Source organism: Delftia lacustris, from assembly GCF_040267515.1.
GTDB classification, from domain to species: Bacteria; Pseudomonadota; Gammaproteobacteria; order Burkholderiales; family Burkholderiaceae_C; genus Comamonas; species Comamonas tsuruhatensis.
Window position 1 is genome coordinate 3193086 of the sequence record NZ_CP141274.1, and the last position, 12074, is coordinate 3205159.

The window sequence follows — 12074 nt, forward strand, 5'->3', positions numbered from 1 at the left end:
TCCCACAGCGGTCCCTTTTTTTATGGTGACCCGCAAGATGACAAGCCCCATGCCCGATCCCATGCCTGAGCCCATGCCCAATTTCCCCCTGCTGACCGACGCCAACCGCCAATGGCTGGATGCACGTGCCCAGGCGCTGGATGCCGGCAACGGCGAGGCCACGGCCGCCGTCGTGCCCTATCTGGCCGAAGCCGGGCTGCTGGGCCACGGCTTGGCTAATGCCTTGGGCGGGCAGGGCGGCAGCGCCGGCGATGCCATCGAGGCGATTGCCCAGGTGGCCACGCACTCCATGTCCGCCGCCTTTGCCTTCTGGGGCCAGCGTGTGCTGATCGAGATGCTGGCGAACACCGGCAATGCGGCCCTGCGCGAGCGCTGGCTGCCCGCGCTGCTGGCGGGCGAGGCGGCCGGTGCCTCGGGGCTGTCCAACATCATGAAATTCCTCAGCGGGCTGGAGGCACTCAATATCCGCGCCACGGCCCGGGAAGGGGGCGGCTGGCTGCTCAACGGCAGCGTGCCCTGGTGCACCAACCTGCGCGGGCCGCGCTTTCTGGCCGCCATTGCCGTGGCGCGTGACGACGGCGCGCCGCCCATGATCGTGGCCCTGCCGTCCGACCGGCCGGGCCTGGAGCGCTCGCCGGATCTGGAGTTGATCGCCCTGCGCGGCACCAACACCGCCGCCTTGCAACTCAAGGACGTGGCCATCACCGAAGACGATCTGCTGGCCGAGCGCGCCGGCGGATTCCTGCCGCGTGTGCGGCCGGCCTTCCTGGGCATGCAATGCGGCCTGTCCATCGGCCTGGCGCGCGCGGCCTGTGCGCAGGCCGCCTCGCGCATGGGGCAGGGCGGGCATGTGCTGCAGCAGCCGCTGGACGATACCCGCAGCCATCTGGAGCAGGCGGTGGCGGCACTCAAGGCCGGTGTTGAGGCCGGCGATTTCGTGGAGGCGCCCGAGCGGCTTTTCGCGCTGCGCCTGGCCCTGCACGACTGCGTGCAGCAGGCCATGCAGCTGGAGCTGCAGACGGCCGGTGGCCGCGCCTACAGCCTGGATGCGGACGATGGCTTTGCTCGCCGCTGGCGTGAATCGGCCTTCATCCCCATCGTCACGCCCAGCGTGATCCAGTTGCGCGCCGAGCTGCAAAAACTGCAAAAGCTCGGCGCCTGACGGCTCAGCCCGCCTTGGCTGCGGGCTGCAGCGCCGGCTCCAGCGCGGTATCCAGCAGCAGCAAGGCGGTCTCCACCGCCGCCAGCAGCCGCTGGCGCGGCACGCCATCGCGGGCCTGCACGGAGATGCCGTGCAGTTGCGTGGCATAGAAATCCCCCAGCGCCTGCACGTCGGTGCCTGCGCGCAACTCGCCTTCATCCAGCGCGCGCTGAAGGCGGTCGATCAGGGACTGCGTGCGCTGGCGGCGGTGTTCGGCCAGCCAGGCGGCGACTGCCTCGTTTTCCTCGGCGCAATTGGTGGCGGCGGTGACCACCATGCAGCCCAGCGGATGGGCATCGTCCGTATAGGTGGCCACGGCATCGCGCAGCACGCGGGCCAGGGCGTCGCGCACGTGCGGCTCCTGGGCCATGGCGCGGTCGGCAAAGCCGCCATCACCGGCCTCGTAGCGCTGCACGGCCTCGCGGAACAGGTCCTGCTTGCTGCCGAAGGCCGCATAGATGCGCGCTGACGCAATGCCCAGCGCCTGCACCAGGTCGGCCATGGACGTGCCCTCGTAGCCGCGCCGCCAGAACGCCAGCATGGCGCGCTCCAGCGCCTGGTCTCGGTCAAATTCCCTGGGTCTTCCGACCATCTTCCTCATCCTTGTCAACAGTCAGGGCGGCATCTTAGCGGCGCCGTGATGCTGTCTTGCATCGGCTTCGCAAAAGCAGTCGCGTTGGCGTGATACTATTCTTTGTCGATCAACAAACAATAGCTCAACGCAAGGAAATCACATGCAGACCATCAAGGGCCCCAGCCTTCATCTGGCGCAATTCGCCGACAACAAGGCACCGTTCAATTCCCTGGAAGACATCGCACGCTGGGCAGCCGGCGTGGGCTTCAAGGGCCTGCAGATTCCCGCCTGGGACCAGCGCCTGTTCGACGTGGCCACGGCCGCCAGCAGCCAGACCTATTGCGACGATGTCAACGGCATGCTGGCCTCGCACGGCCTGGTGGCCAGCGAGCTGACCACGCACATCTTTGGCCAGCTCGTGGCCGTGCACCCGGCCTACGACGCCATGTGCGACAGCTTTGCGCCCGAGGCGCTGCGCGGCAATCCGGCCGCACGCACGGCGTGGGCGCTGGAGCAGCTCAAGCTGTCGGCCCGTGCATCGCGCCGCATGGGGCTGAGCGACATGGGCACGTTCTCGGGCTCGTTCGCCTGGCCCTATCTGTTCCCGTTCCCGCAGCGCCCGGCCGGCCTGATCGAAACCGCCTTCGAGGAGCTGGCGCGCCGCTGGCGCCCCATCCTCGACGCCTGCGACGAGCAGGGCGTGAACCTGTGCTACGAAATCCACCCCAGTGAAGACCTGCACGACGGCACCAGCTTCGAGCGCTTCCATGAGCTTGTGGGCCAGCACGCGCGCTGCAAGATCCTGTTCGATCCCAGCCATTTCGTGCTGCAGCAGCTCAACTACCTCGACTACATCGACATCTACCGCGAGCACATCCGCATGTTCCATGTGAAGGATGCGGAGTTCCTGCCCAGCGGGCGCCAGGGCATCTACGGCGGCTATTCCTCGTGGCTGGAGCGGGCAGGGCGCTTCCGTTCGCTGGGCGACGGGCAGGTGGACTTCAAGGCCATCTTCTCCAAGTTCGCCCAGTACGACTACCAGGGCTGGGCCTCGCTGGAATGGGAGTGCTGCCTCAAGGACCAGGAAGACGGTGCGCGCGAGGGCGTGGACTTCATCAACCGCCACATCATCCGCGTGACCGACAAGATCTTTGACGACTTCGCCGGCGCCCCCGTGGACCAGCGCCAGATCAACGCCATGCTCGGCATCGCCTGAGCACGCCCGCAGCCAAAGAACCTCAAAAAGAATCCAACAATGAACGCTTTCACATCGAACGCCCTGCGCAAGCAGGAAGACCAGGCCTGCGAGTTCTCGCACGACTACGTGCGCATCGACGGCCGCCGCATCCACTGCATCACGGCCGGGCAGGGCGCGCCCGTGCTGCTGATCCCGGGCTGGCCCCAGACCTGGTATGCCTGGCGCCATGTCATGCAGGCGCTGGCGTCGCAGGGCTTCCAGGCCATTGCCGTCGATCCGCCGGGCACGGGCTTTTCCGACCGGCCCGACACCGGCTACGACACGGGCTCCATCGCGCTGACCCTGCACCGCACCATGCTGGCGCTGGGTCATGAGCGCTACCAGGTCGCCGGCCACGACGTGGGCATGTGGGTGGCCTATGCGCTGGCCAGCGACCAGCCGCAGGCCGTGCAGTCCCTGGCGCTGACCGAGGCCGTGATCCCCGGCCTGGCGCCCGAGCCCAGCATCTTTGCGCCGCCAGAGCAGAACATCTTCCTGTGGCACTTCATGTTCAACCAGCTGGCCGACCTGCCCGAGACCCTGATCGCGGGGCGCGAGCGTGCCTACCTGGAATTCATGTTCAACCGCTGGTCGCTGCGGCGCGACCGCGTGGCCGTCGACGTCTATGTCGATGCCTATGCGGCGCCCGGTGGCCTGCGCGGCGGCTTTGCCTACTACCGCGCCATTCCCGAAACCATCCGCCAGAACCGCGAGCGTGCGCTGCGCCCGCTGGCCATGCCCGTGCTGGCCATTGGCGCCGAGCACGCCACGGCCGATGCGCCGCTGGCCACGCTGCGCGGCCATGCCGATGACCTGTCGGGCGTGATCGTGCCGGGCTGCGGCCACTTCATCATGGAGGAGGCTGCCGAGCCCTTCATCGCCGAACTGCTGCCCTTCCTGCAAAGGACGCTGTGACCATGGGCCTGGACGCTGACATTGCGCGCTATCTCGCCGAGCTGGCGCAGGCAACCCAGGCCGTGGCCCCGCCCACGCCGCCCACGCTGGCGGAGCTGCGCGAGGCCACCGATGCCGGGCTGCGCGCCCTGCATGGCCCGGCCGAGGCCATGGCCCGCACCGAAGACTTCACGCTGCCCGCGCGCGACGGTGCGCCGCTGCGCGTGCGCATCTACCGGCCGCTGGCCTCGGACACACCCACGCCCCAGCCCGCCCTGGTCTTCGCCCACGGCGGCGGCTGGTGCCTGGGTTCGCTGGAGGTCTACGACAACCCCTGCCGCGCACTGGCCATGGCAACGGGCGCCGTCGTGGTCTCGGTGGACTACCGGCTGGCGCCCGAGCACCGCTTTCCCGTGCCGCTGCATGACTTCTGCGATGCCATTGCCTGGACCTTTGAGCAGGCCGATGCGCTGGGCCTGGATCGCAGGCGCATCGGCGTGGCCGGAGACAGCGCGGGCGGCAACCTCGCGGCCGCTGCCTGCCTGCTGGCACGGCAACAAGAGGGCTGGGGGGCGGCGGGCGCACCGGCCATCGCCCACCAGCTGCTGCTGTACCCGGCACTGGACGCGGCCATGGACTCGCCGTCGTTCCAGCGGTTTGGAGAGGGCCACTACCTCACGCGTGCGGCCATGGAGTACTGCTATGGCGCGTACCTGGGCGATGCGGCATCGGGGCGGCACGAACTTGTCTCTCCGCTGCGCGCGGACCACCTGGCAGGCCTGCCGCCTGCCACGGTGATCAGCTGCGAATACGACCCGCTGCGCGACGAGGCCGAAGCCTATGCGCAGCGGCTGGCGCAGGCCGGTGTGGCGGTGCAGGCCGTGCGCCTGCCCGGCATGGTGCACGCCTGCATGCACATGCTGGGGCTGGCGCCGGCATCACGCCGCCTGTTTGACGAAGCGGGTGTCGCCGTGCGCCAGGCTTTCGGCACGGCCATCGGCTGAGGGTTGCCGGGTGCAGGTCAGGCCTGCGCCAGGAACACGGCCACCAGCGCATTCGCATGGCCGTGCCCCATCTGGTGCTGGGCCTTGAGCCAGCCCACCAGTTCCATGTGCTTGCGGGTGTCCTGCTGTTGCAGCAGGTGCATCCAGTGCGCAATCGGCTGGCCGTAGGTCTTCTCGATGGAAGGGAAATACGAGGCCGGTCCCTTGACCTTGCTTGTCTCCGTCATGGCGCTTGTCCTGTTCCTGTGATGCGGGTGGCAGATTGTGCCGCTGGCGCTGGCGCTGTCCGGGCCGGCAGGCGGGGTCAGGTCAGGAACAGCACATCCTTGTGCTGCGGCGCAGGCGGCAGCACCTCGCCGGTCAGCTCGCGCAGCGTGGCCTCGATCATCTGCGACATGGCGTCCAGCGCCAGGTCGTTGGGTGCCGTGCCGAAGGGCTCCTCCAGCTCGGCGCCCAAGGCCTCCAGCGCGAAGAAGGTGTAGGCGATGAAGGCCACGATCACCGGCGTCATGAAGCCGATGGAATCCACCAGGCCGAAGGGCAGCAGCAGGCAGTACAGATAGATGGTGCGATGAATGATCACCGCATAGGTGAAGGGAATCGGCGTGCCCGCAATGCGTTCGCAGCCGCCCAGCGCCTCGCCCAGCTTGCACAGCGGCGCCTCCATGGCGGGCACCAGCACCGGCTGCAGGCTGCCGTCTTGGCGGCGCGCCTGCAGCCATTCGCCGGCCATGAGCAGCAGCACGGCAGGCTTGAAGCGCGCCGTGGCCAGGCGCTCGCAGTCGGCGGCGGGCAGCAGGCGGCGCATGTCGGCCGCGGCATCGGTGCCGCGCAACTGGTGGCGCAGCGCATGCACAAAGGCCGCCAGCACCATGGCCAGGGCCGGGGCGTGCTGCGGCGCGTCCGTCAAGGTCCGGGCCTGGCGCACCAGAGAGCGCGTCTCGTTGAGCAGGGTGCCCCACAGCGTGCGCGCCTCCCAATAGCGCGCATAGCTGGTGCTGTTGCGAAAGCCCAGGAAGATGGCCAGCGTCAGCCCGATCAGCGAAAACGGCACGAAGTTCAGCGGCACCTTCCACGCGAACAGCTGGCCGTGCAGGGCCGTGACCAGCACGGCGAACAAGGTGGCGGCCATCAGCTGGGGCAGGATGTCGGGCAGCACCGAGCCGCGCAGCACGAAGAGCATGCGCAGCCAGTGGGGGCGGGGCCGGATGATCATGAAAGCTTGTTCCGTGATGGAAAAGAGGGCGCAGCAGCCCCGCAACTCTAACCGCCCCGCGCAGTCAGTGCGCCACCTGCGCGCCACCTTAGCGCCACTTGTGCGCCACCCTGCACACGCCGGCTGCGGCTTCAAAGATCGCTGCCGTGGCTGTCGTGGTTGCCGTCTGGCTGGAGAAGGGCCTGTGACGTGACCGCTGCTGCCTGCTCCGCCTGCCATGCCGTGCGCATGGAAGAGGGCGCCACCGTTGCGCGCGGGGATGGCTGGCTGGTGATGGAGCCCAGGCTGATGAAGCCGGCCAGATGCTCGCCCTCGCGCAAACCCAGCGCTGAATGCAGGGCCGGGTCAAAACAGCGCTCGCCACTGAGCACGATGGCACCAAAGCCCAACTGGTGCGCAGCATTGAGGAAGTTGCCCGGCGCAGCCCCTGCGGCCAGCCATTGCTCGCGCATGGGAACGCGCGAGCGCAGCTATACAGCGAAATGCGTGCGCAGAATGCTTGCCGAACCTCGCCAGGCGTCAGGCCTTGGTCAGTTCCTGAGGTGCTTGGCCCAGCGTCGCAATCAACTGCTCGTACATGGCATCCACGGCCGCCGAGCCCTGCGAGGCCTTGCTGCGCAGGGCCGAAACTTCCATGGACACCAGCGGCGGCAGCTCGAAGCCGGCCGGCAGGTTCTGCAGCACCTGCAAGTGCGGGGGCACGCTGCAGCGCGTGAACACGGCCACGGCCAGGCCGCTTTCCACGGCTGCCAGCTGGCCGGCAAGGCTGGAGCTGTGATAGACCACGCGGTGCGCGCGCCGCTGGGCCGCCAGGCTGGACAGCGCGGCCGTGCGCGCCAGGCTGGCGGCCTCGTAGACGGCAATCGGCAGGGGATTCTTCCTCCACACCTCGTGCTGCGGCGCGCCCACCCAGACCAGGGGCTCGTGGAACAGCAGGCGCCCGCGCTGGGGCCTGTCGCGTGAGACCAGGGCCAGGTCCAGCGTGCCGCGCACCACCTGCGGGATGAGTGCGGTGGACTGCTCGCAGGTCAGCTCGATCTCCACGCCCTGGTAGCGGCCCGCGAAGCTGCGCAGCACGGGCGTCAGATAGGTGGATGCGTAGTCGTCCGGCACGCCCAGCCGCACGCGCCCGGACAGGTCGGGGCCGAACAGGGCCGCCTGCGCCTGGGCTTGCAGCTCCAGCATGCGCCGCGCATAGCCCAGCAGCTCCGCGCCTGCGGGCGTGAGCTGCAGATGGCGCGGGCCGCGCAGCAGCACGGGCCGGCCCAGGGTGGTCTCCAGCTTCTTGATCTGCATGCTCACGGCGGCCTGTGATCGGTGCAGCAGCGGCGCGGCAGCCGAGAGCGAGCCCGCATCCACCACGGCCACCAGGGCGCGCAGCCAGTCGATCTGCAGGTCGGGGTGGTTCACGGCATGCTCCATGGATTCGAATATCGAATACTAAACCTGCAAACTATTTGCTTTACGAGAATTTGCTGCCACGAGACGATCGTGGCCATGCAAGACAGAACCCATTCCTTACAGGCCGCATCCCTAGCCTCCGCCGCGACCGCACAAGCCGCTCCCACAGCGCAGGAGACACGCGGCCAGTGGCTGATGATCGCGGGCGGCGTGCTGCTGGGCACCGTGGGCGTATTTGTGGAAGAGGCCCGCCAGCACCCGTTGGTCACCGTGCTGTTTCGCTGCGCCTTCGGTGCCCTGGCGCTGCTGGCCTGGGGGCTGGCCACGGGCCGCGTGCGGGAGTTGCGCGTGCGCGGCAGGAGCTGGCCGGTGGTGGCGGCGACCGGCGTCCTCATGGTGCTGAACTGGGCGCTGTTCTTTGCGGCCATACCGCGCACCTCCATTGGCGTAGCCACCATCGTGTTCCACATCCAGCCGGTGTGGATCATGCTGTTCGGCACCCTGGTGCTGCGCGAGGCCGTGGCGCCACGGCAGGTGGCGGCCATGCTGGCGGCGTTGCTGGGACTGGTGTTGACCACGGGGCTGCTGGGTGGCGATGCGGCGGCCTGGGGACCGGACCATGTGTCCGGACTGCTCATGTGCCTGGCCGGCTCGCTGTGCTATGCAGCCGTGACCATCCTGGCCAAGACCGAGAAAGTGGTCACGCCGTTTGCGCTGGCCTGGTGGCAATGCGCGGTCGGCACCGTGCTGCTGCTGTGGGTGCCGCTGGTTCATGGCTGGCCGCAGGCGCCGTCATCCTGGGCCTGGCTGGCAGGGCTAGGTGTGCTGCACACCGGCCTGGCCTATGCCATCCTTTTTGCAGGCATGGCCCGCCTCACGCTGGGCCGCATCGCCGTGCTGCAGTACGTCTATCCGTTGACGGCCATCGTGCTGGACTGGGCCGTCTACGGGCGTGCGCTGGACGCCGTGCAACTGGCCGGTGTGGGCCTGATGGCCGGGGCGCTGCTGGTGGTCAAGGCCCGACAGCTGCGATGAGCCGTGCGGGCGATGAGCCGTGCGGGCCTTGTGCGCAGGGCCTACTCCTTGCCCAGCGCCTTGTACTGTTCGTACAGCTCGTCGGCCAGCCGGCGCAGGGCGCGGCCTATGGCCGCGTACTCGTACTCGTTGAGGTTGGCCAGCGAGGCGCGGCCCGAGGGGCGGTCGGACCCGAAGCCCCGGCCCGGCAGCAGCACGATGCCGGTCTCGTCCGCCACGCGGAACAGCATGTCGCCGGTCGAGGACTGCTGCACGGCCCATTGCGAGAAGGCCTCGCCATAGAGCCGGCAGGTGACGTTCTGCAGGTCGATCAGCGTGTAGTAGTTGACCGAGTTGGGATTTTCCAGCGGGGGCATGCCCAGCTCGCGGTACAGCGTGGCCTCGCGGCGGCGGATCAGCTGCTTGAGGGCCTGCTTGTAGGCGTCCGCTTCATCCATGAGCGCAAACAGCGAGAACAGCACCATCTGCACCTGCTGCGGCGTGGACAGGCCGGCCGTGTGGTTCAGCGCCACCACGCGGCTGTCGGCCACCAGGCGGTCGATGAACTTGAGCGAGCGCACATCGGGCAGCAGCGAGCGGTAGCGGTGGTCCAGCGCCTTCTTGGCCGATTCGGGCAACTGCGACAGTGCATGGTCGAACACGTTGTCCTTGTGCGCCGCGATCACGCCCAGGCGCCAGCCCGTGGCCCCGAAATACTTGGAGAACGAATACACCAGCAGCGTGTTCCGGGGGCAGACCGAGAACAGGGACTGGAATTCATCGGCAAAGGTGCCGTAGACATCGTCAGTCAGGATCAGCAGGTCGGGCCGCTGCTCGGCCACGATGGCGCGCACTCGGTCCAGGCTGCGCTGGTCCATCTTCACGGACGGCGGGTTGCTGGGGTTCACACAGAAGAAGATCTTGACGTCCGGGTCCTTGAGCTTGTCCAGCTCGGCGTCGGAGTACTGCCAGCCGTTGTCGGGGTCGGCGTGGATGGGCACTTCCTTGAGGTCGTACTGGGCCAGTTCGGGAATCTCGATATACGGCGTGAACACCGGCATGCCGATGGCCACCTTGTCGCCGGCCTTGAGCAGGCCGCTGATGCGCAGGCTCTCGAAGATATAGGCCATGGCCGCCGTGCCGCCCTCGACCGCGAACAGGTCCACCGACTCGGGCGGCACGGCGCCGCCTGCCATCTCGCGCACGATGTACTGGCGCACGATCTGCTCGCTCACGGTGAGCATGCGCGGCGGCACGGGGTAGTTGCAGCCCAGGATGCCGTCCACCATCTCGTGCAGGAAGGCGGCGGGGTCCAGCCCCAGCTGGTCGCGCACATAGCTCAGCGACTTGCCCAGGAACTTGACGCCCTCCTGGTCGCGGTGCTCGGCGATGAAGCGCTCGAAGCGGCCCTCGATGCCGTCGAGCTTGGCCAGCCCGCCCACGCCCACCGTCATGTAGGAGTACGACAACTCCGACTCCGCCGCCGCGAACAGCCCGAGCCGGAAGAACGCCCGGCGCGGCGTGGTCGCCAGGAAGTTGGGATTGCCGCGCCCCGCATTGAGCATGAGGCGGTTGGCCTTGCCCGAGGCCACCTTGATCAGTTCGTCCTTGAGTTCGAACGGGCTCAAATTCGCCAGACTCCGATAATCCTTGCTCATTGCGCAGCTCCTTGTGATGGTCCTTGGTGGTCCTTGGGGATAGATCCGGGGTGTTCAGGCAAAGGCAATGACCAGCGGCCCCAGCAATGTGAGGAACACATTGGCCAGCGCATAGGTGATCGCGAACGGTGCCGTGGGAATCGAGTTGCCGGCCTTGTCCAGAATCTCGCCAAACGCCGGGTTGGCGCTGCGCGCCCCCGACAGCGAGCCCGCGAACACGGCCACGTTGTCATAGCGCAGCACGTACTTGCCGAACAGCATGGCGATCAACAGCGGCACGATGGTCACCACCACGCCCAGCAGGAACAGCGTCAGGCCCTGCTGCATCACCGTGGTCACGGCCTGCTGGCCCGACTGCAGGCCCACCATGGCCACGAAGCCGGCCAGGCCCAGGTCGCGCAGCAGCGTGGAGGCGGCCGTGGGCATGTTGCCGAAGGTGTGCTTGCGGCTGCGCCACCAGCCGAACAGCAGGCCCGCCAGCAGGGCGCCGCCGCCGCTGCCCAGCGTGATGGGAATGGAGCCCAGGCGCAGCACCAGCAGCCCGATCAGCAGGCCCACCGTGATGCCCAGGCCGTGGAAGACAAAGTCCGTCTTGTCGCTGGGAACGATGATGGGGCCCACCGACTGCGCAGCCTTTTGCACATCCTGCGGCGTGCCGAACAGCGTCACCACATCGCCCGGCATGACCATGGTGGCCGGCGCAATCGGCACCGGCGTGCCCGCGCGCATCAGCGCCACCGCATACACGCCGTGCTTGAACTCCTGCGACAGGCTGTCCAGGATGTCCTTCACGCTGCGGTTCAGGTACTGGTTGTTGGAGATGGCCACGTCGCGCCGCACCATCACCACGTCCATGCCCTCAGCGCCCTGCAGCTCCTCGCCCACCGAGGCGCCCAGCGCCACCACGGCCGCACGCCGGCCCACCAGCAAGATGATGTCGCCGGCCTCCAGCGCCAGGCTGCCGTCCACGCCCACCATCGCGTTCCTGCGCTGTATGCGCTCCACCGTCACCGTGCCGCCGCTGGCGGTGGCGCTGGCCTCCAGCTCCGCCACGGTGCGGCCTGCCTGTCCCACGCGGAAAATGCGCCCCACCAGATCCGGCACGGCCGGTGACTCGCCGGTTCCGTACACGCGCACGCCCTTGAGCAGCTCCTGCTCGGCCTGGATCGCGTCCTCGCGGATCTTGCGGCCCGTCAGCCACTGCAGCACGTTCACGCACATGATGATGGCGCCGAAGGAGCCGAAGATATAGGTCACCGCATAGCCGATGGCCACATTGGCCTGCATGCGCTGCACCTCGTCGGGCGCCAGCCCCAGCTTCTCGATGGCTGAGCCCGCCGTGCCGATGATGGCCGACTGCGTCAGCCCGCCCGCTGCCAGTCCCGCCGCCAGCCCCTTGTCCAGATGGAACACCCGGGCGATCACCACCACGGTGACCAGCCCAGACACGGCCACCACCAGGGCCATCAGGATCTCCTTGACCGACTGCCGCCCCAGTGAACGGAAGAACTGCGGCCCGCTCTCGAAACCCACGGCATAGATGAACAGCGCAAACAGCACCGCCTTGATGCCCGAATCAATGGTCACGCCCACCTGGCTGATCAGCACCGCCGCCAGCAGCGACCCCGCCACGCCCCCCAGCTGGAACGACCCGAACCTGAACTTGCCCACCCAGTAACCGAGCGCCAAGGCCGCGAACAGCGCGATTTCCGGAGCCTGATGAAAGATGCTTCTGAGAAAGTCCACAGCCACCTCTGCTTCTGGGTTGAGGTCCACGGCGGTGCAAGGCAACGGAAGCTGCTGCCCCGGGAGGGCAGGGGGCATTGCGTGCGCGTGGACTGGGAAACGGCGAGTCGCTATTGGAAATAGCTATCG

Annotated in this window: 12 protein-coding genes; 5 read left to right on the forward strand and 7 right to left on the reverse strand. The window is 68.0% G+C overall.

The annotated features are described in order from the left end of the window. Positions 1–49: 49 nt before the first annotated feature. Positions 50–1162, forward strand: coding sequence for an acyl-CoA dehydrogenase family protein (locus U6958_RS16055; protein WP_404997204.1), 1113 nt, complete (start codon positions 50–52; stop codon positions 1160–1162). A gap of 4 nt (positions 1163–1166) precedes the next feature. On the opposite strand, the gene U6958_RS16060 is transcribed toward U6958_RS16055, so the two are convergent. Beyond that, entirely contained in the window at positions 1167–1793 is a 627-nt protein-coding gene (locus tag U6958_RS16060) for a TetR/AcrR family transcriptional regulator (protein WP_074921273.1), read from the reverse strand. 142 nt (positions 1794–1935) lie between these two features. On the opposite strand from U6958_RS16060, the gene U6958_RS16065 reads away from it, so the two are divergent. The 3 genes from U6958_RS16065 to U6958_RS16075 are packed head-to-tail and all read left to right on the forward strand — an operon-like array spanning position 1936 to position 4910. After that, positions 1936–2991, forward strand: coding sequence for a sugar phosphate isomerase/epimerase (locus U6958_RS16065; RefSeq protein WP_016447053.1), 1056 nt, complete (start codon positions 1936–1938; stop codon positions 2989–2991). A 39-nt stretch (positions 2992–3030) separates the two neighbouring features. After that, positions 3031–3927 carry an alpha/beta fold hydrolase gene (locus U6958_RS16070; protein ID WP_074921272.1) on the forward strand — a complete coding sequence of 299 codons (897 nt, stop codon included), beginning with the start codon at positions 3031–3033 and terminating at the stop codon, positions 3925–3927. Positions 3928–3929: 2 nt separating this feature from the next. Further along, positions 3930–4910, forward strand: coding sequence for an alpha/beta hydrolase (locus tag U6958_RS16075; RefSeq protein WP_074921271.1), 981 nt, complete (start codon positions 3930–3932; stop codon positions 4908–4910). Between the two features lie 17 nt (positions 4911–4927). Here the strand turns inward: U6958_RS16075 and U6958_RS16080 are convergent, their stop codons facing one another. The 4 genes from U6958_RS16080 to U6958_RS16095 all read right to left on the reverse strand — a co-directional run bounded on the left by U6958_RS16080 (position 4928) and on the right by U6958_RS16095 (position 7548). Continuing rightward, complete coding sequence (locus tag U6958_RS16080; protein ID WP_016451737.1) at positions 4928–5137, reverse strand: DUF4287 domain-containing protein; 210 nt, start codon at positions 5135–5137, stop codon at positions 4928–4930. 77 nt (positions 5138–5214) lie between these two features. Next, a complete protein-coding gene (locus tag U6958_RS16085; protein WP_017405160.1) occupies positions 5215–6126 on the reverse strand; it encodes a bestrophin family protein in 912 nt (303 codons plus the stop codon). Between the two features lie 131 nt (positions 6127–6257). Next, positions 6258–6578 carry a nitroreductase family protein gene (locus tag U6958_RS16090; protein WP_074921270.1) on the reverse strand — a complete coding sequence of 107 codons (321 nt, stop codon included), beginning with the start codon at positions 6576–6578 and terminating at the stop codon, positions 6258–6260. Between the two features lie 67 nt (positions 6579–6645). Beyond that, positions 6646–7548, reverse strand: coding sequence for a LysR family transcriptional regulator (locus U6958_RS16095; protein WP_074921269.1), 903 nt, complete (start codon positions 7546–7548; stop codon positions 6646–6648). Positions 7549–7623: 75 nt separating this feature from the next. On the opposite strand from U6958_RS16095, the gene U6958_RS16100 reads away from it, so the two are divergent. After that, positions 7624–8562, forward strand: coding sequence for a DMT family transporter (locus tag U6958_RS16100; protein ID WP_074921268.1), 939 nt, complete (start codon positions 7624–7626; stop codon positions 8560–8562). 41 nt (positions 8563–8603) lie between these two features. Here U6958_RS16100 and U6958_RS16105 read toward each other — a convergent pair whose 3' ends face one another. Both U6958_RS16105 and aspT read right to left on the reverse strand, forming a co-directional pair. Beyond that, the gene (locus U6958_RS16105) at positions 8604–10199 is read right to left on the reverse strand and encodes a bifunctional aspartate transaminase/aspartate 4-decarboxylase (protein WP_016451742.1); all 1596 of its coding nucleotides are present in this window, start codon (positions 10197–10199) and stop codon (positions 8604–8606) included. A gap of 54 nt (positions 10200–10253) precedes the next feature. Beyond that, positions 10254–11945 (reverse strand): aspartate-alanine antiporter, encoded by a 1692-nt coding sequence (aspT, locus tag U6958_RS16110; protein WP_208607043.1) that lies wholly within the window; start codon positions 11943–11945, stop codon positions 10254–10256. Between the last annotated feature and the right edge of the window lie 129 nt (positions 11946–12074).